The sequence below is a fragment of the Dongshaea marina genome (assembly GCF_003072645.1).
Taxonomy (GTDB): domain Bacteria; phylum Pseudomonadota; class Gammaproteobacteria; order Enterobacterales; family Aeromonadaceae; genus Dongshaea; species Dongshaea marina.
The window spans coordinates 784,019-802,989 of record NZ_CP028897.1 but is presented as its reverse complement, the minus strand read 5'-3'; the positions used below and the strand labels follow the sequence as shown (position 1 = coordinate 802,989).

The 18,971-nt window shown below is 49.5% G+C and carries 19 protein-coding genes; 11 read left to right on the top strand and 8 right to left on the bottom strand.

What is annotated here, in order from left to right; all coding sequences use genetic code 11:
- Window positions 1-404: 404 nt before the first annotated feature.
- The 3 genes from DB847_RS03995 to DB847_RS03985 all read right to left on the bottom strand — a co-directional run bounded on the left by DB847_RS03995 (window position 405) and on the right by DB847_RS03985 (window position 3,522).
- The gene (locus DB847_RS03995) at window positions 405-1,151 is read right to left on the bottom strand and encodes a substrate-binding periplasmic protein (protein WP_108649557.1); all 747 of its coding nucleotides are present in this window, start codon (window positions 1,149-1,151) and stop codon (window positions 405-407) included.
- A gap of 422 nt (window positions 1,152-1,573) precedes the next feature.
- Window positions 1,574-2,599, bottom strand: a complete 1,026-nt coding sequence (locus tag DB847_RS03990; protein ID WP_108649556.1) for an SGNH/GDSL hydrolase family protein — start codon at window positions 2,597-2,599, stop codon at window positions 1,574-1,576.
- A 155-nt stretch (window positions 2,600-2,754) separates the two neighbouring features.
- The gene (locus DB847_RS03985) at window positions 2,755-3,522 is read right to left on the bottom strand and encodes a class II glutamine amidotransferase (RefSeq protein ID WP_108649555.1); all 768 of its coding nucleotides are present in this window, start codon (window positions 3,520-3,522) and stop codon (window positions 2,755-2,757) included.
- Between the two features lie 562 nt (window positions 3,523-4,084).
- Here DB847_RS03985 and DB847_RS03980 point away from each other — a divergent pair.
- From DB847_RS03980 to DB847_RS03960, 5 genes are read left to right on the top strand one after another with little or no spacing between them, the layout of a single operon-like run.
- Window positions 4,085-5,125 (top strand): 4Fe-4S dicluster domain-containing protein, encoded by a 1,041-nt coding sequence (locus tag DB847_RS03980; protein ID WP_108649554.1) that lies wholly within the window; start codon window positions 4,085-4,087, stop codon window positions 5,123-5,125.
- Window positions 5,118-5,999 carry an FAD/NAD(P)-binding protein gene (locus tag DB847_RS03975; protein ID WP_159084378.1) on the top strand — a complete coding sequence of 294 codons (882 nt, stop codon included), beginning with the start codon at window positions 5,118-5,120 and terminating at the stop codon, window positions 5,997-5,999. Before DB847_RS03980 ends, DB847_RS03975 begins: the two co-directional genes overlap by 8 nt.
- A gap of 45 nt (window positions 6,000-6,044) precedes the next feature.
- A complete protein-coding gene (locus DB847_RS03970) occupies window positions 6,045-6,794 on the top strand; it encodes an NADH-quinone oxidoreductase subunit B family protein (protein WP_108649552.1) in 750 nt (249 codons plus the stop codon).
- The gene (locus DB847_RS03965; protein WP_108649551.1) at window positions 6,794-8,116 is read left to right on the top strand and encodes a Ni/Fe hydrogenase subunit alpha; all 1,323 of its coding nucleotides are present in this window, start codon (window positions 6,794-6,796) and stop codon (window positions 8,114-8,116) included. The genes DB847_RS03970 and DB847_RS03965 overlap by 1 nt, the downstream gene beginning before the upstream one ends.
- Window positions 8,117-8,118: 2 nt before the next feature.
- On the top strand, window positions 8,119-8,601 hold the full coding sequence (locus tag DB847_RS03960) for a hydrogenase maturation protease (RefSeq protein WP_108649550.1): 483 nt from the start codon (window positions 8,119-8,121) through the stop codon (window positions 8,599-8,601).
- Window positions 8,602-8,644: 43 nt separating this feature from the next.
- Here DB847_RS03960 and DB847_RS03955 read toward each other — a convergent pair whose 3' ends face one another.
- A complete protein-coding gene (locus DB847_RS03955; protein WP_108649549.1) occupies window positions 8,645-9,769 on the bottom strand; it encodes an ABC transporter substrate-binding protein in 1,125 nt (374 codons plus the stop codon).
- 665 nt (window positions 9,770-10,434) lie between these two features.
- On the opposite strand from DB847_RS03955, the gene DB847_RS03950 reads away from it, so the two are divergent.
- Genes DB847_RS03950 through DB847_RS03935 form a run of 4 tightly spaced genes read left to right on the top strand, consistent with a single transcriptional unit; the run spans window position 10,435 to window position 13,516 of the window.
- Window positions 10,435-11,043 (top strand): helix-turn-helix transcriptional regulator, encoded by a 609-nt coding sequence (locus DB847_RS03950; protein WP_108649548.1) that lies wholly within the window; start codon window positions 10,435-10,437, stop codon window positions 11,041-11,043.
- 15 nt (window positions 11,044-11,058) lie between these two features.
- Window positions 11,059-11,796: an AzlC family ABC transporter permease gene (locus DB847_RS03945; RefSeq protein ID WP_199911707.1), complete on the top strand. Its 738-nt coding sequence runs from the start codon at window positions 11,059-11,061 to the stop codon at window positions 11,794-11,796.
- 29 nt (window positions 11,797-11,825) lie between these two features.
- Window positions 11,826-12,170: an AzlD domain-containing protein gene (locus DB847_RS03940; RefSeq protein ID WP_199911706.1), complete on the top strand. Its 345-nt coding sequence runs from the start codon at window positions 11,826-11,828 to the stop codon at window positions 12,168-12,170.
- A 50-nt stretch (window positions 12,171-12,220) separates the two neighbouring features.
- Window positions 12,221-13,516, top strand: coding sequence for an L-cysteine desulfidase family protein (locus DB847_RS03935; RefSeq protein WP_108649547.1), 1,296 nt, complete (start codon window positions 12,221-12,223; stop codon window positions 13,514-13,516).
- A gap of 502 nt (window positions 13,517-14,018) precedes the next feature.
- Here DB847_RS03935 and DB847_RS03930 read toward each other — a convergent pair.
- The 4 genes from DB847_RS03930 to DB847_RS03915 form a co-directional block, all read right to left on the bottom strand.
- Window positions 14,019-14,696 carry a hypothetical protein gene (locus tag DB847_RS03930; RefSeq protein ID WP_108649546.1) on the bottom strand — a complete coding sequence of 226 codons (678 nt, stop codon included), beginning with the start codon at window positions 14,694-14,696 and terminating at the stop codon, window positions 14,019-14,021.
- A gap of 316 nt (window positions 14,697-15,012) precedes the next feature.
- Complete coding sequence (locus tag DB847_RS03925) at window positions 15,013-15,342, bottom strand: hypothetical protein (protein ID WP_108649545.1); 330 nt, start codon at window positions 15,340-15,342, stop codon at window positions 15,013-15,015.
- Between the two features lie 289 nt (window positions 15,343-15,631).
- Window positions 15,632-16,201, bottom strand: a complete 570-nt coding sequence (locus DB847_RS03920; RefSeq protein WP_159084377.1) for an SOS response-associated peptidase — start codon at window positions 16,199-16,201, stop codon at window positions 15,632-15,634.
- A 131-nt stretch (window positions 16,202-16,332) separates the two neighbouring features.
- Complete coding sequence (locus DB847_RS03915) at window positions 16,333-16,752, bottom strand: hypothetical protein (protein ID WP_159084376.1); 420 nt, start codon at window positions 16,750-16,752, stop codon at window positions 16,333-16,335.
- A gap of 155 nt (window positions 16,753-16,907) precedes the next feature.
- Here DB847_RS03915 and DB847_RS03910 point away from each other — a divergent pair, with 155 nt between their 5' ends.
- Window positions 16,908-17,324, top strand: a complete 417-nt coding sequence (locus DB847_RS03910) for a hypothetical protein (protein ID WP_108649542.1) — start codon at window positions 16,908-16,910, stop codon at window positions 17,322-17,324.
- Window positions 17,325-17,514: 190 nt separating this feature from the next.
- Window positions 17,515-18,930 (top strand): metallophosphoesterase, encoded by a 1,416-nt coding sequence (locus tag DB847_RS03905; RefSeq protein ID WP_108649541.1) that lies wholly within the window; start codon window positions 17,515-17,517, stop codon window positions 18,928-18,930.
- Window positions 18,931-18,971: the final 41 nt, after the last annotated feature.

Sequence of the window (18,971 nt, the reverse complement as noted above, 5' to 3'; positions counted from 1 at the left end):
AAACAGTGAACCTCTACTGCTCGCTGCGGCGCTCGCTCATGGGGGATTAAACTTCCTCTCTTCGATTCAGTTACTGAGAGGAGCTTAGAGACTTTATCTTTTCAGAGTCGAAGCTGAAATTGTAGAAAACACCACAGTGCTAACTCACTGGATCTCCTCCCCTTTGATTCACACCGAAGAGTCACCTTGGATTTTGAAATTGAAGGATATGGATATCCTAAAAGCAGGGCCGAGCCATGGATGGCTCGTTTCTGCGTATCTCAAAAGAAAGTGCCTCTGAGAATCAGTGTGAATCGAGGGGGAAACTTAAAAACCCTGTTAGCGAGCCCCGGTACAAATGCTCGATCTATTGTGCGTAAGACATAAAAAAGCCCACTGTTGCGGGCTTTTTCAGATGCAGCTGGCTATTTCACAAATTTACCCGCCTGGGCATCTTTTAAAATCTGATCATATTTACCACTATCCCTGAGCTTCTTAAGGCCTGCGTTGAAGCGCTTCACTAGCTCCTCGGCACCCGGCAGCTTCTTGGAGACGATCAGGTGATATTTTGACTCAGTAAAGGCCTTCTCTGAAGCCACAATCTTACCCTGTAGCTTCATCTGGTTAATCAGATCAAATCCCACTGCTTTGGCGATAGGAACCACATCCAGACGCTTTTTCAGCAGCTTCTGCAGATTACTCTTCTGCGCCGATGTCAGCTTCATCTTAATGGTGCCATCTTTGATCAGCGGATCCAGCGGACCATAGGCGTAACCCACAACACCACCAAAGCGATACTTACCCAGGTCACTTAGCTCATCCCAGCTAATGGTCTCTCCAACCCGGTGGAAAAAGACCTGCTTGCCCGTATAAACCGTATCTGAGTAATAGAAATCCTTCTCCCGCTCAGGATTTTTTATCCAGCCCGCCGAAGCATCAAATTTGGCCTTTTTTGCCTCCTCAAAGGCTCGCTTCCAGGGCAGGAAACTGATCTTGGCCTCATCTCCTGCTTCAGCAAAAGCCTGAGTAAACAGATAAGCCATAAAGCCATTATCTTTCAGGCTCTTAGATATGAAAGGTGCCCACTCCCCCACCGAAATGGTCACAGTTTTGGCCTGAGACGCTGAAGTTACAAACAAGGCAACCAGTGCCACCAGTATCGATTTCCACATAAGCCTCTCCTTGACAATATGTCATCAACTAAATGCTAGACCCAGATGGCTAAAATTTCGACTTTCTTATGCTCCGCCCCCGACGAAAAGTTAGATAAAACCTTGAGATGAATCAAATAGCTACGAACCAGTTCCGGGTACATTCATTGAGCAATCCCGGATGATCAGGATCATTCCAGGATCCCTGAACATAGATTTAGTGGTGGACTCAATCATAAGGATGTAGATATGCGTAACAGCGAAAAAACTCTGGGGAAAGTACTCTGGACTCTGACCGGCTGGACTTCAGCCTGGTTTGGTGCCGCTTACATGATGGAAGCCCTCCTTTAATCGTTCCGGGGGCTCGCTCACCCTCTGAGCCAGCCCCACTTTGAGAGTCAGAGCAAGAACACAGCCTCCTTAGCTCAACCCAGGCTGTCTGTTCACCCCGCCTTCAACCATAAATAATGCTGTTTAAGATAATCCATCACATGCTCGGCAATATGCTGATGAACCTCATGAGTTGGATGCACCTGATCCCAGAACAGATATCCCTCACAGTGTAAGGGCGCCTTGGACATCAGCATCAACTCGGTCCCGGAAGGTTTGAGCCCCTGGGCCAACAGTGGGTTTCCCTGAATCGCCGCCAACTCATCCGTGGTTAATTCAGGGTGGGCTTCTTGTGCACTCAGGCTGCGTGAAAGCTTAAAGGGGGTCCACCAGTAGCCGCCCTTGTAGCAGGCATCTTTGGTATTATTCAGCCCGTAACCTTCGGGGTGATCCAGCATTTTTTGGAACTCACCACTGATATCAAACAACCGGACATTCGGATTGGCTAGTAACTCCAGGGTTTGCTGAAGCAACTGGTTATGATAGCGAGCGATCCGGGTCTCCTGGTCGGCTATCTTCTCCGACCTGGCGGAGGGGGTGATCCCAAGATCAGGAAGGTTAAACAGTAGCACCTGGCGCCCACCATTGATGGTGATCCGATTTACCGCATCGAAGATCGCCTGCACCACTCGTCTGGCATCATATTCAGTGTCCCACTGGTAAGCCAGGTAGTCATTGGGCCCCATCCACAGGATCACCAAATCATCACGACGAAAGCTGTTGGTCTGCAAAAACTGGGTAATTTCATAATCAAGATTGTTGATCAGCCGGTACTTAGGGTTAGCCGAGATATGATTATAAGCCACCGCGGTCGCGCCCCCCTCCGACTCATTGATCACTTCCAGACCGGGATTCGCTTTGATCAGATCATCGGTCCACACCGGACCATTAGAAAAGCGCCCCTCGGCATAAGGTGGGTGGGAAGGCAACCAACCCCGCATCTTGTGATACATCTTACCTGTGTCTGACAGACTGTCTCCAAAGATCACCAGTCGTGAGTAACCGGGCTGCTGTAAAGCCTCGGCTCCATAAAGATGCCATGAAAATAAAAACAGCAAAGCGACAATCAGTTTTTTCATAAAGTCCTCCTGCCACCAGCAAGCTGCTGGCCCTGTTTTTGAGCATGAATAACAAATAGATACAGGGAAAAAGCCCTGTGAACAGACTCACGATAACAGGGCATTTCGAACAGGGTCTTACAAAAAATTGCGCAATTTAGCTTCTGCGATCTACCTCACACCACCAGCTCTCCCTTATGAAACAGATGCCACTGGCCCGGCTCCATCTTATGCCATGCCTCATCATGGGTCAGGGGCTGTGTGGCGATGATGGTCACCACATCATCCGGTGTGGTCTCCTTCGCAAAATCGATGCTGAGATCTTCATCAATCAGTCGCGCCACCGAAAAGGGTGCCCGTCGGGTCAGCCAGTGCAGGTTATTACTGCAATACACCATCAGGTATTCACCATTGCTAAGAAGCATATTAAACACCCCCAGGGAACGAAGCTCATCGGCCAGGGTCGCCACATAGCTAAATAGCTCCCTCATATCTTGTGGCTTCTGCGGGTAGTGCTCGCGCAGCCGCCCCAGCAGGTAACAAAAGGCATGCTCGCTATCGGTATCTCCCACCGGCTGATCTACGCAGTAGGGCAACTCTAAGTGCCCCTTCAATTGCCCGTTGTGCGCATAGCTCCAGCTCTCTCCCCACAGCTCCCGGACGAAGGGGTGAGTATTGGCAAGGGATGGCTCACCACAATTCGCCTGACGAATGTGCCCTATCACCACCTCACTCTTAATTGGATAGCTCCTTAAAAGCTGGGCAATCTGCGACTGATAGCTGGGCTGAGGATCGCGAAACACACTGCACCCCTTGCCCTCATAAAAACAAAGTCCCCAACCATCCGAGTGGGGCCCGGTCTTGCCCCCTCGCTGCACCAGCCCACTAAAACTAAAGCAGATGTCCGTGGGGACATTGGCACTCATTCCCAATAACTCACACATCGGCTCTCCTCCATCAACGGCTCCCCCACCTATCATTTTTATTCTTCATCAGGGCCTGCCCCACCGGCGAAAAATCGGCCCCTCCTTTGTTTCTAACATGATCGAATAAAAACTTCAGCAAAGTGAGCGGAATAACAGATGAAAATAACAACCATTCTCATCTATTTTGCTATAACTCACTGAAAAAAGAGCAATTTTATCTATATCCGTAAATAAACAGGGTTAATTATGGTTTTTGCGAGTTCTGTCTATTGTTTTCCCCGTATAACAGGCTTAGCTTAAGGTACAAGTGTGTCTTTAAAGCGAACGATTTAAGGATGAAGCTACCGCCTGTCACACCCCCAAAACCACTGACCTCCCTTCGAGGTTCAGTGTTGTTTGGTGCCTGTCATAGGCGAGGAATAATGCTCACTCCTGGATCGTTTCCTTTGCGGTATCCTGGCCGCAGTTCTTTGCCATAAGCTGTGGGCCATCCGGATTGGTGGCCCGGCTCCAAGAGCCATAGCCGCACCCAGATTACCGGTTTACACAATCAGCAGTATCTGTCATGTGAGGGAACCCTATGAACGAGAACTACTTTTTGCGAGAAGGAGACTTTTCCCCCTTTCTCGAAAAGATGATTGCAGCCAACACGGTTGTTGCACCGGTCGCTAAAAAGGACAAGTTTGTCTTTGAGACCCTAAGTAGGGCCGAGGCCATCCGCCTGGATTACGACGTTACCCTGCTGCCACCGAAAAAGGAGATCTTCCCGCCGACCCAGGAACTTCTGACCTTCAGAGACAATAAGGCTAAATCCAGTATCAATCCGCAACCCAAGATCCTGTTCGGTGTCCATTTCTACGACATCAAGGCGATCGATATGCTGGATCAGCTGTTTGCCGAGCCAATCGAAGATCAGCACTACACCAAAAATCGTGAGGCGATCACCCTGATCGGCTCCAATATCCAGACCATAGCGCCCGATGCCTTCTACAGCACCGCCTCTATCGAAACCCAGGCCGAGGGGCACGATGGCTTCGTCACCCATATCAGTGGTGGCTACCTGTATCAGGTTCGCAGTGACAAAGGCAAGGCGCTGCTCCAATACGCCAACTTTGACACCGCCAGCGAAGCACAGGTCAGCGAGGCCGAAAAGGTCAATCAGGAGGCCCTGGATAACTGTCCGAAAAAGCTCGCGGCAACCGGCCGGGATCTGGCGATCCGGATGCGTGAGCGCTACGACCGAATGGATCTGTGGGAAGATGTCTCCGCCGACTGCTTCTCCTGTGGCTCCTGTAACATCGTCTGTCCCACCTGTTACTGCTTCGACGTTCAGGATGAATGGAACCTGGATCAAGTCTCGGGCAAACGCTGCCGCAGCTGGGACTCCTGCATGCACCCGGATTTTGCCGAGGTCTCTCTGGGCAACAACCAGGTTGAAAACTTCCGGGACAGTGCCGCCAAGCGGACCCGTCACCGCTTCCTGCGTAAAACCTCATTTTTGAATGAAAAGCTGGGCACCCAGGCCTGTGTCGGCTGCGGACGCTGCACCATCGCATGTGTCCCCGGGATCTCAGATCCGGTTGAGGTTGTCAGCAAAATTTTGGAGGTGGATGATGAGTAACTGCAAATGCCATGAGAAAGACGTCTTTATGCCGATCGAGTGTGAGATCGTCCATGTAGAGCAGGTCACGGATACAGAGAAGTATTACACCCTGCTGCCCTCCGATCCCTCGGTGATGGAGTTTGAGCCGGGACAGATCCTGGAAGTCTCCCTGTTTGGTTACGGTGAGATCCCAATCGGTTACGCCAGCTCGCCAACCCGCAAAAAAACCTTTGATATCGTGGTACGTTCGGTCGGAAGGGTTTCCACGGCGATCAACAACCTCAAGCAGGGCGATAGCCTGTTTGTGCGCGGTCCGCTGGGAACCGGGTTCCCCCTCGATGATCTGCGCGATAACAACATACTGATCGTGGCCGGAGGTATCGGCCTGTGTCCAACCCGCAGCCTGATCAAATACATTCTCGACCGCCGCAATGAGTTCAAGAAATTCTCCCTGTTCTTCGGTGCCCGCTCCCCCTCTGAGCAGTTGTTCCTCCAGGATCTGGCCCACTGGCGCCGCTCCAACGATGTGGACTACTTTGAGACGGTCGACAAGGCCGATGCCAGCTGGCAAGGCAACGTCGGGGTGATCACCACATTGTTTGATCAGGCGCAGATCGATCCCGATACCAAGGTGATCGTCTGTGGTCCACCTGTCATGTATAAGTTCGTGATCCAGAAACTACTGGATATCGGAGTCACTGAAGACAGCATCTACCTGGATCTGGAGCGCCGAATGAAGTGCGGTATCGGCAAATGTGGTCACTGCCAGATCAACGACCGCTACACCTGTGTCGATGGTGCCGTCTTTAGCTTTAGCGAAATAAAGCACCTGGGTGAGGCTTTTGATGATGAGCCCTGGAGATCACTCCACGCTCTCATAAGCCCCCTGTGAATCAGCCGAACCCTAGGACGCCCGTTAGAGCGAGGAGAGAACCTCATGAGTAAAGCAAAAGTTGCATTTTTTGACTTCGCCAGCTGCGAAGGTTGTCAGATCGAACTGACCAATCTGGGAGAAGAGGTGTTCCTGGGGCTGCTTGATCACCTGGAGATCGTCGAGTTCCGTGAGGCGATGAGCGAGAAAACCACAGACCCCATTGATATCGCCTTCATCGAAGGTAGCTTCACCCGCGAATCTGATCGGGCCCGCCTGCAATCGATTCGTGCCCGGGCTAATACAGTGGTCACCTATGGTGCCTGCGCCTGTACCGGCGGGATCAACGCCCTGAAAAACCACCAGAGTGATTACCTGATAAACGTCTATGGCAAAGACGCGATGAGTCCGCAGCTCGACAGCCAGAAGGCCCTGCCGATCTCGGCTGCGATCAAGGTGGACTACCAGGTTCACGGCTGCCCGGTCAGTATGAAAGAGTTTGTGTATATCGTCTCCCACCTGCTGCATGGCAAGGAGCCGGTGATCCTCGATCAGTCAGTGTGTGCCGAGTGTAAGAAGCGTGAGACCGTCTGCCGTTACACCCAGGGCGATCACTGTATGGGTATGGTGGCTCGTGGCGGTTGTGGCGCTCCCTGCCCCGCCGATGGTGTTCCCTGTGAGGCTTGCCGAGGCCTGATGCCGGATGCCAATGAGAAAGCCCTGGTTAAAGTGCTGCAGGAGAAAGCCGGACTCGCCAAGGAGTGGGCCGAAACCAAGTCCCGGATGTATACCGCCAACCTCAGGAGTGACAAATAATGGGCAAGAATATCGATATCAATGTCAATCACATCACTCGGGTTGAGGGACATGGCAATATTGTCGTCAATGTCAGTGATGGCACCATAGAAAAGTGTGAGTGGCAGGTACCAGAGGCGCCGCGCTTCTTCGAATCGATGATCCGCGGTCGTCACTACTCCGAAGTGGCGCGTATCACCAGCCGGATCTGCGGGATCTGCTCTATCGGTCATACCCTGGCCTCCTGCAAGGCCACCGAAGATGCACTGGGAATTGAGCTCACCGAGCAAAGCTGGAAGCTACGACGCATCCTTAAGCATGCGGAAACCTTTGATTCGCACGTAGTCCACCTGTTGTTCCTGGTGGCACCGGATCTTCTTGGGGTCAAATCGGTGTTCCCGCTGCTGCCAACCCACCCCGAAACCGTCAAACAGGCACTGCGCCTGAAGAACTTTGGTCATGTGGTTGGCTCTTTGCTGGCCGGGCGTACCACCCACCCTACCCGTCCGGTGCCGGGAGGCTTCAGCTCCTACCCCACCCTGGATGAGGTCAAGGCTGCCCGCGAGCGCCTGGAAAATGAGGTGGTGAAAGACTGGGATGCGATCGTCCAGACCCTGGCTTCGGTGGCAGGTCAGATCCCGACCTTTGATCGTCCGACCGAGTATATGGCGCTACACGACAGCGTAGAGTATGGCCTGTATGACGGCTGCATCCAGACCGTGATGCCCGATGGCAGCAAGCAACAATGGCCACTCGACGACTACCTGTCGGTCACCAACGAGTTTGTGGTGCCGACCTCGACCGCCAAGCACACCCGCAATAAGCTCCCAAGCTATATGGCAGGTGCCCTGGCTCGCTTTAACAACAACTATGATCAGCTACGCCCCGAAGCCAAAGCGATCGCCCAGACTCTGGGACTTCAGCCCCAGTGCCACAACCCCTATATGAATAACGTGGCCCAGGTGGTTGAGATAGTACACAGCCTGCATACGGTGAAAGAGGGGCTGGATGATCTGATCGCCAACGGCATCGAGGATCAGCCTCTGGCCAAACCAACCCGTTTTGATAGCGAAGGGTTCGGTGCGGTTGAGGTTCCCCGTGGCATCTTGTTCCACAACTATCAATACGACAAGGAGGGTTTCTGTACCGGCGGTAACTGCATTATTCCGACCAATCAGAACCACGGTAACATCCAGTTTGACTTTGACAAGTTGGTGCCCGAGATGCTGAACAAGGATATGACCCAGGATGAGATGCGCCTGCATCTTGAGATGCTGGTTCGTGCCTATGATCCCTGTATCTCCTGTTCCACCCACTACCTGGATGTTGAGTTCAAGGAGTAACGATGGCGCAGTATACCCAATACCTGCTTGGGGTCGGTAACAGCATGATGAGCGATGATGGCATTGGACCTGCCATCGTCGATTATCTGGCGGATCACTATCCGGACATAAAGTTTGGGCTAATTGATGTCGGTGGCGATTCACTCAAGGTGCTGCACTATCTGGAGGAGGAGATAGAGGAGCTTTTGATCGTCGACAGCGCCCTGATGGGCCTGGATCCGGGGGAGTTTGATATCTTCAGTCCCGGCGAGGTGATCTCCCACAAGGAGATCGGCGCCTTCTCAACCCATGCCGGCGATGTGCTCAAGGTAATAGAAACCGGGCGACGCCTGGGTTACCCGATCCCACATATCCGGATCATGGGGATAGAGCCCGTGTCTTTGGAGCAGGGAATGACTCTCAGCGATACCCTGCGCTGGCGGATGCCGGAGTATGCCAGGGCGGCGATCCGAGAGCTCACCCGCAGCCCCTGCCTGAACCATTAGTCAATCATCTTTGAGGGGCCTCCCCCTCAACACATCCCGACAACTAACGCTGTTCTTGATAAACATCCACCAGTTCATAGCTGTGACGGGTAAAACGGCTGATCCCAACCGGCTTGATCGCATCGCCGTTGGCATCAAAACTTATCTTGCCATAGACCCCCTGGAAATTTTTGGTCGAAGCCAAAGCATCACGAATCTTGTGTGGCTCACGGCTCCCGGCACGCTCGATGGCCGCCGCCAGGATGTTCATCCCATCATAGGCCAGCGCATTGAGATCGCTCTCTGCACTATAATTCAGGCCAGCCTTAGCCAACCGTTGATCCAACGCCTCCAGGGCCTTAGGATCAAACCAATGGGTAGTGAAGTAGCTTCCATCCACCGCATCCCCTGCATACTGGCGAATGGTATTCTTGCCCCAGCCATCGCCCCCGAGAAAACTGGCAGTGAGCCCGAGTTGCCGGGCCTGCTTAATCAGCAAACCGGAATCTTTGGCATAGCCCGGCAGGAAGATCACATCCGGAGGCATCTTTGTTATCTTCTCCAACAGGCCAACAAAGCTTTTGTCGGTATCGCGATAAAATTTCTGCTGATATCTGTGCCCCCGCTGCTGACTGAAATTACGAATAAAATATTCACTCAATCCCAGGCTGTATTTGCTGCCACTATTGGTCAGCACCAGGGCTGTGCGAGCATCCAGCCGCTCGCTGGCCACCCAGGCCATCACTTTAGCCTGCTGGGTATCGGTAAAGGTTGAACGAAAAATATAGTCCCGACTGCGAGTGATCTCGGGGTTTGTGGAACTTGGAGTCAGCATCGGAATCTTCGCCGCTTGGAGCACAGGGGCCATCGCCAGAGAGTGGGCACTCCACATCGAACCTATCACCGCACTCACCCCAAGCTTCACCGCCTGCTCTGCCATCTGACGCGAATACAGGGCACTGCTCCTGTTGTCCAGTTCAATCAGTTCGATGGGCCCTCCCAGCACGCCCCCAGCGCGATTGATTTCACTCACCGCAAAGCGGACTGCCCGCAGGGATTTGCTGTTAGAGACAGTCGCCTTACCCGTCTTGGCATAGATAGCTGCGATTTTGACCGAAGCGGCCTGAGCCCCCACTGAAATCGTTCCCATCAAGAGCAAAATAACCAGCCTGAGATAGACTCCTTTCATCGGGCCCCCTCCATATTTGTGCGCCCTGTGCCTATATAGTGTAGCCAGCCAAATCGATCACCGGAGAGCTCAGATTCACACTCTGTTAACCAAATTTCATTCTGATAAATTTACTGCAACTGAGTGGGATTCCCTCTCCCACTGCAAATAATTTTTTATCAGCCGTCCTCCCTGGCTCTGATAAAAAATTGATGATCTCAGCCGCTCATCCCACTAACCAGCTGGGATTTAGGGACCACCACCGCAACATTTGGCTTACAATTGGCGACTTTCATTTCCATGAACCCCCTAAAGCAGCAATAGCTCGATAGCAACTCACTAAAGCGAAAGAGCTTTCAGACAAAAACCGACAGCGTTTGCATTTTTCAAAACAAAAGAGAATTTATACCCCCAAAACAGCTTTTCGATAGAAAATACAATTTCAGATAGCAATAAAATTTTCTCCCCCCACCCCAGGCAGCCGTTCATAAAAGCACCGAGTTGATAAATTTACTCAGCAAACAGGTTAATTAGTGAATGCTCACTTGTTATCGCCTTGTTTCTGCAAGATCAGGGTTTTTCTTTTTGTGAGCCAGATCCCCATATTAGTTGTTTTCCCCTACAAAAGATGTGCTAAAGTCCATCGCATTGAAAAGAAATTATTATCCTGATAAAAGATTATTGCCATGAAGATCACTGTAGATGCCAACCTGCTAGCCGACTTTATCTCCGGGATCCTGGGACAGGATCACGAAGTCGCGGTACATGATCTGTCCAATGTCGAAAGTTCGCTCAAGATCATTCGCAACGGCTGGATCACCAAGCGTGAGGTTGGCGCACCGGCTACAGACCTGGCACTGAAAATGGCCAAAGAGCAGAATCAGGAATCTTTCAAACTTAATTACTGCAGCAGTACCGAAGATGGTCGTACCCTACGCTCCTCCTCCATGCTGCTTCCCACCGAAAATGGTGCGCCCCTGATGGTCTGCATCAATTCGGACGACCAGCGTTACCACAGGGCACTGGAAGCACTCAAGGATCTGCTGCCAGAGCCACCTAAAGAGAAGCATGAGGAAGTGCTCAATAGTAACGTTGAAAAAGTCGGGATGGACATCTTACAGGATGAGTTGAACCGATATGGCAGCCATCCGGACAAGCTCAGCAGCGATGAGAAAGTTGAGATAGTCAGAGAATTAGATAAACGTGGTCTGTTTATGATCAAGGGCTTTATTTCCACTGTGGCCTCGATCCTCGATATTTCAGAACCAACGCTTTACAGATATTTAAAAAGATAATCTGGAGATAACTCAATGAATATGACAGAAATGTCCCGCAAGCAGCTGTTCCTTGCTGGTGCAAAAGGGATCGTTCCTCTGGTAATTGCAAACTTTCCATTTAGCTTCATCGTTGGTGCGCTAAGTATTAGTTTGTGTGGAATGTCTGTAGTAAAAAGTACCCTGATGTCATTTTTTGTTATCGCAGGCTCTGCGCAGATCGTTGCACTGAATCTTTATCATGAGCATACGGCGATCGTCATTATCCTGTTCACCACCTTTATTATTAATTTGCGGCACATCCTCTATAGTGCGGCCATGTCCCCACTGATGAAGGGCTACTCCTTCTTTACCCGGGTGATCATGTCCTGGGCACTGACTGATGAAGTATTTGCCACCAACGTCACTCCGATGAAAGAGAACCAAAAAGATCCACGCCGCATCTACTTCTATTTTGGCGTCATGTTCACCTTCTGGTTCTTCTGGGTACTGGCCAACCTGTTGGGCGCACTGCTGGGTTCGAGCTTCCCGAATATCGGACATTATGGTCTGGACTTTGCGATGGTTGCCTCTTTCGTTGCAATCGTAGTGCCTCAGCTTCGCAACAGCCCCATGGTTATCGCCGCTGTGGCTGCCGGGATCTGTGCCCTGGTGTTCCACAACCTGCCCTATAACCTGGGTCTGGTGATTGCGAGCCTGGTGGGTATTGCGGCCGGTTATATCTCAAGCACCCTGCTGGAGCGTCAACAGCTCACCGAAGAAGCTGCGCTTTAATAACGAATTAGATTAAAGAGGAATTAACCATGAACCCAATGATGAGCAACTCCGAATTTCTGGCCATTACGATTGGCATGGTGGTCATCACCTTTGGTTTACGATTTGCAGTGCTGGGTGCTGCGGGCAATTTTGAAATGCCTAAAAAGATCCAGAAAGGACTAGGTTTTGTACCCGTTGCTGTTCTGTCAGCACTCATTGTTTCAAGTACCTTTATTACCCAGGGACAGGTGACACACACCCTACTGGATCCAAAAATCCTGGCATTTATTGTCTGTGTTTTGGTTAGTCTGCGGTTCGGACTCATCAGTACGGTCGTTTGCGGTATGGGATCCCTTTGGTTATTCCAATGGCTGATCGGCATGTTGCATTAATAAAAGAACATTCCCCTGTTAACTGAATTTCGCTAATTAGGTAAATTATTATGAAAACGCATCTTTGGCCCCAGTTTATTGAAGTTGTTAAGCGTGAAGTTGTTCCTGCTCTGGGTTGTACCGAGCCGGTATCCGTGGCCATGGCCGCCGCAACCGCGATGACCTATCTCAACCATGAACCTAAGACCATCAAGGCGCTGGTCTCTCCGAACCTGATGAAGAACGGTATGGGTGTTGGCGTTCCTGGTACAGGTATGGTGGGTCTGCATATCGCCGCCGCAGTCGGTGCACTGGCTGGCGATCCACAAGCGAAGCTGGAAGTACTGAAGAACCTGACCGACGCCGATGTCGCCAAGGGTAAGGCGCTGATCGATGCAGGAAACGTGACTGTCGGTGTTGCCGAAGTAGACAACATCCTGTATGCCGAGACCACTGTCAGCGATGGCGAAGATGAGGTTCGGGTGGTGATCGCCGACAGCCACACCGCAATCATCCGCATCGAGAAAAACGGTGAGATACTGTTTGAAGCAGGCAAGGAGTCTGCCGGCAATGATGAGCCTGCAGCATGCAACCCATTTACTGAAGCCAAAGCTGAAGATGTTTACGAGTTTGCCCTCAATGCACCGCTGGAGGATATCCGCTTCATCTCTGAGGCTTACAACCTGAACAACGCCCTGTCTCAGGAAGGTTTGAACGGTACCTATGGCCTGCAGATCGGTGCGACCTTCGGTCGTAACCAGGAGCGTGGCCTGCTGGGTAAGGATCTGCTGAACAACGTACTGCGTCGCACCTCTGCAGCCTCCGATGCCCGTATGGATGGCGCCATGATGCCAGCCATGAGTAACTCAGGTTCAGGTAACCAGGGGATCGCTGCGACCATGCCGGTTGTTGTGGTGGCCGATGAGATCCAGGCCAGCGAAGAAGCCACCATCCGTGCCCTGATGATGTCGCACCTGATGGCTATCTACATCAAGAGCTACCAGCACAAGCTGTCTGCCCTGTGTGGCGCGACCACAGCATCCATGGGTGCGGTAGCCGGCATGACCTGGCTGCTGGGCGGTGAGTTCAAGCAGATCAGCGATTCAATCTGCAGCATGATTGGTGATATCGCCGGTATCATCTGTGACGGTGCCAAGACCAGCTGTGCGATGAAGGTCTCCTCCTCTGCCAGCGCCGCGGTAAAAGCTGCCCTGATGGCACTGGACGGCATCCGGGTGACCGGTCAGGAAGGGATCGTTGCCGATGATGTGGACACCACCATCCGTAACCTCTCTACCCTGGCGAACGGCTCCATGTGTGAAACCGACAATGAGATCCTACGGATCATGGTGAGCAAAGTCGCTTAATCGCTGACTTTCTCATTTGAGGTGTGAAAAGCCCGAGTTATTCGGGCTTTTTTGTGCCTCCGGCACAAGTGCCCTAACGGGCGGAGAGATTCAGTTCCGGGAGCTGATGTCCTGCGGGCGAGAATAGTTTTCAACACATGGTGTTGATTGTCCTTCGGACGGAAAGTCATTTAGCCCTACGGGCTAGGGTTTCAGCACTCTGTGCCGATTGTCTTTCGGACGGAATTATTGCAGCTTCGCTGCATATGCCGGTAGGCGACCGGCGGCGCCCTACTTTTGTATCGTCAAAAGTAGGCAAAACCTCGCTCCGCGCGATGAGTCCCTCCATCGAGCTGCGCGGCTCGGCATCCTGCCTCGAACGAATAAGCTCTTGAATTATTACTATCGCTTTCTAACGAAAGCAGTTATCCCTTTGCCATTAAGGCTGTCTCGCTATGTGACATTAGAAAACAGAGGGTAAGACCTTAGCTAAATGTGGATTACTGATCTTGCGTATCTCCTTCTACTCTAAGTCCCAAAATTGACCGTTTGCAATATTAACAAGTTTGACACTTTGAAATGTTGGTTTATTTAATACTATTTTACCTATAATCTCTTCGTACTCCCAGCTCATAAGAAGATGAGCGTTCATACCAATTAGTAGTGTTGTATTTGGGTATTTATGAATTTTATTAACCTTCTTATTGTAAACTGATTGTATCAACTCAGCTTGTTGTTTAATTACCACATCAGATTCTATTAGGTCGTGTCCCCATTCTTCTATTTCTCTATCCTTTGCTTTTCCTGAGAACTTGGGAGTTTGGTAAATGGGAGTAAAACCGTGTTTTATGAGACATTCAGACTGAATCCTCTCTTGTTGTCCATCCAAGGCCATAGTGACTTCTACTCTTTCAATTAACCTTCCATTTATATCAATAAAATCAGCATCATAGGATGTTAATGAACCAGGGTAAAATTTTAGATAGATGTCAGGATTATCATAGGCATATGTAGCATACTTAGAAAGGGGCAGTAACTCATCCACAATGTCTTGAACAATCCCTTTTTTTAAAAAGTAAAACTGCTTTGATTCTTCAGTTTGATGAAATCTTTTCAAAAGACACTGAACCCAGACTTCAGCCTCATTTGTTTTAATTGGAGATTTTAGCTCTTCTTTTGTGACAATATCAGGAGTATTCATATTGATCTTATGTATTTTGGATTCACTTCATAAATTATTGAGTCGCCAAATTTTAATGTCAAATAATTAATTGATCTTGAGTAAATTTATGGCCATGGATTGTGCACACTTTGATGGTAATTCACTGCTAGTGATCGCTACGGCGACAAAGCGATGCTAATTCTACGTAGAAGCAATCTCTACGGAGTTTTACCGAACATCAAAATAAAACAACATCTGTCAAATAGACACTAGCCAACGAGTGTTTTCACTCCCCGTTAGCGAGCACAGAGGAGCACGATAATCTGACAGTTTTTCATTTCGAGACAGGTCGTTCTCAGGCTTCCTGCTTTTCTCGACATTCGCACATCCTGTTCAGCAGGTGTCGAGCATCGGCGCTTGATGGAGGGGTGAAGTGACTCTCAGAGTCACGAAACGCGAGATAGGGTGAAATTACCCCAAGGGTAATGGAACGAGAAGCAGGAAGCTGAACTGGGATAGATGACCAAGGATGGTCATCATCGAGCTGGAGGAGTTTATCAGGGATGATAAATGCATCTCGCATAGAGAGCTTTTGCTTACTTTTGGCGGGACAAAAGTAAGGTGCTGTCGGCACCCCGACAATCATTCTGCGAAGCTGAAAAAAGCTGACTTCAGTCAGCCCCATTAACACACTCCCCACATAACCAGGGCTTCACCTGGGTGCCTTTCTTTGGGTTTTGGCATGCGGTTATTTTTGCTTCGCAGGCCTGCCGGGTCATAGGAGCAGAGCAGTAATTGCTCCCTGGTATGCCTGTGTTTTCACACCAGCGGTAGCTCGCTTTCTGCTCCTGGGTGTTGGAAGAGCAGGCACTCATGAGAGCTATGAATGCTAAACCAATCATGACAACGCTTATTCGGGAAAATCTCATTTGGGTGCGACCTTATGGATACTTATCACAGTGTAACCCGAGCCATCAGCCGCTCAATGCCACTTGTAAATGATGATCCTCATAGTTTGATAACAAGTGCGCGGCGGTCTCTGGATCGGCCTGTAACCAGCTTATCATGGAGTGTTTTGGGATGATCAGCGGCATCCGATGATGATAATCTCTACAGCTCCCGGTTGCCTCCGTCGTTAAGATCACGACGGAGCGGCCTCCCTCCAAGCCAATACCTGCCATCAGCACTGGTTCAGGGCTATTGAAGCTATATTTTTGCTTCTCATGCCACTCATACCACCCGGAGCAGGGGATGAGACATCGGGCAAAGCGAAACCCACCGCGAAAGGTTGGCTTGGTCGCCACGGTTTCGGCCTGTGCATTGATAATCAACTTATTTGCCCAAGCCGGTTTGATCCCCCATTGAAGAGATCGCTGTTGAAGAATACCAGCGTCAGAGATGATACAAGCCAGGCTATGAGTCGGGCGAACATCAGGACTCACTTCAACCTGGTAGTCAAAACCGACGCTGTGACTCACCCACTCCGAAAGTCCAATGTCTGTGAAGAAACGGCCGCACATGATTAGCTCCTGTTGTTTTGCCAACTCAAGGTAGCCTAAAAGTTTACACTCTTGAACAAGCTTCCTTCACACCTAAGGGAAAATAGCCAAATAGCCAAATAGCCAAATAGCCAAATAGCCCCAGGCAAAAATGAGATTGAGTAACACAACAAGGGTTAGTTCTTAGCCTTAGCCTGTTTGAGCTGGGTCAGGCACCACTCAAGCGCCTCATCATAGTCGGTGAAATATTCGACTTTCAGATCGTCCGATGAGGCTCTGCTGATATGTTGCTTAGTCATGTGCTTATACATATTTGAATTGGGCAAAATAGCCTGACAGGCTAAACCATGGGCCACCATATACTTCAACTGCTCATCAAAGAGCTCCCATACCCTGGGTGTCCCAAGTTCCCACAGCCTTTGGTCAATCAGGCTGGCCCAGGGAGCACCGGCAAACTCAGGGATCTTAAGTTTCATTTGCTCACAAAATGCCTCTGCAGTCTTCTCATTCCATGGGCCATAGCCTTCGGTAAGCAGGATAGAGCCGATAGTGGTTAACTCGAAGCCACCATGCATTTTGTTATCTAATGACTCCACTCTCCCTCCAAGCCTAACAAGATAAATGGCTTAACCTCAGTTTAGCCATTTCTCACTTAGCACCATAATCGTAGAACCAGGATCTGTGCCTTTCCCCATCAAGCCTTGGGAGCCCGAAGCTATAATTAGATCGAAACTAAGCACAGGGGTTTTCGATGGGACTCAAAGAACATGGACGCTTCATCATTGATACCCAGCTGTTCGATGAGCAGATCATGGTGGTCACCTTAATTGGTGGTTGGAACCTTCAAACCGCCCAGCAAGAGATCGCACAGATGAAGGAACACTGCCAATCCAGTTTAGATCACGCCCCCTGGGGAGCTGTTGCTGATATGCGCGAGTGGGAGCTGGCCACGCCCCCGGTTGTTGCGTATTTTGATGCAAACATCAGTTGGTTTGTTGAGAACAATATGCGCTGCATGGCTGTGATCCCCAGCATGCATATGCAAAAGATGGTGATGAACCACCTGGCCCATCTGGTCGAAAATACGCCATTTACCATGGAGTATTTCGAAGATATTGAGTCGTCGCTGAGCTGGGTAAGGAAACAACTGGCACTCAACACCAATTAGTCATCGAAGCATAGATAACAGGCCCCTCTTCTATCTATTTCCATAGTCAGAAGATATGATCCAAAGAGTCTCTAGTTATCTTAATTTGTATTCAAAAGTAAAACTATGGTTCTGTTCTGAAAGAACATTTAATTCAATAATGGTATAAGGGAAATAGAACAAACAATAATAACATATCAAAAGGAAAAACATGCCTGATTATATCCGCTTAAGTTTCATGGATGTAATACATATCAATAACATCCGCAGAACCGTCCGCCAACAAGGTATTGATGAAAAAAGATTTAAAATAAAAGCTCGCCACAAAGAAAGATGGTACAAGGTTACTTTCGAAAATGGAGTGCCTATATCAGCTCAAAGAGATCCCAATCGCTGGGGAAAGCTAACCCGGAATAACGGGCGCACCGGAGAGGCACTACTTAATCTCCTCAATAATTTGCATAGAGCAGATGAAATTCAGATTCCAGATCCAATAAGAAGGCAATTTGGTAACCACTATATCCTGGAACAGCTATATTCAACTGAAATAATATTTGATTCTAAAGATAAGAAAATCCCTAAAAAATTAAATGATTCTCCTCGTGTAGGAGAGATCCGCTTGGCTGCCTATGGGGATATCCACGGAAACTTCCAAAAAGCCCTGGATCATTTTATTCGCCTGGGAACCATAGAGATCGGTCCGGTACAGTACAAAAGATTGCTTCAAGCCCCTTCTCCCGAAATTATCGAACAATACATAGCCCAAGGAATAATTCAAATCAATGTCGATCCAAGCCTTACGATCCTTTTTCTCGGAGACATACTTGCCGATCGAAATCCTCATGATAAGGCAAAGCTTGAGTTGATATCCCAGGTAAGGAGCCGTGGTGTTAACCTGATTGCCATTTATGGTAACCATGATAATGCGTTCAGAGCCATACATCAGGGCGGCCATGAGCCAAGTCCAGAACAATTCCATCAATCGATCATATCAGTGCAGCAACAAGCCCGCTACCAGACTGTTTTTAATGATGCCTATCAGTTATTCCATTTTGACATTCCAAGCCAAACATTCTTTTCACATGCTCCCATCACGGGTGAATTATTCCGTACATTATGGTTACTGATTCAAAATCCAGAAGATCAAAATTGTTTTTCCCAGAGACCCGATACCGAAGAAACACCCCATAGCTTCGCAGAAAAAGTAGATATTATGAATCAATACTTATCTGCTGTTATTCGAGGTAAAATAAATACATTTCAAAGAGGAATGATATTATACGAAGTGGTTTGGGTTAGAAAAGAAAATTGGAGAGATAGAGCGCCTATAGGGAATAACAGGTTAATGGATATATACCCAAATGCGGTTACAAATCACATAACTGGTCACGATAACTATCAAGATGATAATACGGGTGGAAAACGACTTTTTAGTTTAGATAACGACTGTGGTAAAACGAATGAGCCCCATGCAGCAAGGGAGAGAATATTCTTTATTCATAGTGTTCCTCAGGAAATGAGCTCAATCCGGGGAAGAGCAGCTCTGACAAATATAATCGGTCAGTTAGAGCTGGAGCAGATGTTCGCTCAAGATCACCCTAGTCATAATGTACAGGTGAATCTCTGAGCTCTCCCGATTGGTCAAGCAGTGTTGAGTACTCTGCTTGA

What these genes read in the sequence shown, in the direction of transcription:
- DB847_RS03995 (WP_108649557.1), bottom strand. Translation starts at nt 1,151, where the DNA reads ATGTGGAAATCGATACTGGTGGCACTGGTTGCCTTGTTTGTAACTTCA.
- DB847_RS03965 (WP_108649551.1), top strand. Translation starts at nt 6,794, where the DNA reads ATGGGCAAGAATATCGATATCAATGTCAATCACATCACTCGGGTTGAG.
- DB847_RS03980 (WP_108649554.1), top strand. Translation starts at nt 4,085, where the DNA reads ATGAACGAGAACTACTTTTTGCGAGAAGGAGACTTTTCCCCCTTTCTC.
- DB847_RS03960 (WP_108649550.1), top strand. Translation starts at nt 8,119, where the DNA reads ATGGCGCAGTATACCCAATACCTGCTTGGGGTCGGTAACAGCATGATG.
- DB847_RS03990 (WP_108649556.1), bottom strand. Translation starts at nt 2,599, where the DNA reads ATGAAAAAACTGATTGTCGCTTTGCTGTTTTTATTTTCATGGCATCTT.
- DB847_RS03970 (WP_108649552.1), top strand. Translation starts at nt 6,045, where the DNA reads ATGAGTAAAGCAAAAGTTGCATTTTTTGACTTCGCCAGCTGCGAAGGT.
- DB847_RS03925 (WP_108649545.1), bottom strand. Translation starts at nt 15,342, where the DNA reads ATGGGGCTGACTGAAGTCAGCTTTTTTCAGCTTCGCAGAATGATTGTC.
- DB847_RS03940 (WP_199911706.1), top strand. Translation starts at nt 11,826, where the DNA reads ATGAACCCAATGATGAGCAACTCCGAATTTCTGGCCATTACGATTGGC.
- DB847_RS03910 (WP_108649542.1), top strand. Translation starts at nt 16,908, where the DNA reads ATGGGACTCAAAGAACATGGACGCTTCATCATTGATACCCAGCTGTTC.
- DB847_RS03985 (WP_108649555.1), bottom strand. Translation starts at nt 3,522, where the DNA reads ATGTGTGAGTTATTGGGAATGAGTGCCAATGTCCCCACGGACATCTGC.
- DB847_RS03935 (WP_108649547.1), top strand. Translation starts at nt 12,221, where the DNA reads ATGAAAACGCATCTTTGGCCCCAGTTTATTGAAGTTGTTAAGCGTGAA.
- DB847_RS03945 (WP_199911707.1), top strand. Translation starts at nt 11,059, where the DNA reads ATGAATATGACAGAAATGTCCCGCAAGCAGCTGTTCCTTGCTGGTGCA.
- DB847_RS03955 (WP_108649549.1), bottom strand. Translation starts at nt 9,769, where the DNA reads ATGAAAGGAGTCTATCTCAGGCTGGTTATTTTGCTCTTGATGGGAACG.
- DB847_RS03905 (WP_108649541.1), top strand. Translation starts at nt 17,515, where the DNA reads ATGCCTGATTATATCCGCTTAAGTTTCATGGATGTAATACATATCAAT.
- DB847_RS03975 (WP_159084378.1), top strand. Translation starts at nt 5,118, where the DNA reads ATGAGTAACTGCAAATGCCATGAGAAAGACGTCTTTATGCCGATCGAG.
- DB847_RS03930 (WP_108649546.1), bottom strand. Translation starts at nt 14,696, where the DNA reads ATGAATACTCCTGATATTGTCACAAAAGAAGAGCTAAAATCTCCAATT.
- DB847_RS03950 (WP_108649548.1), top strand. Translation starts at nt 10,435, where the DNA reads ATGAAGATCACTGTAGATGCCAACCTGCTAGCCGACTTTATCTCCGGG.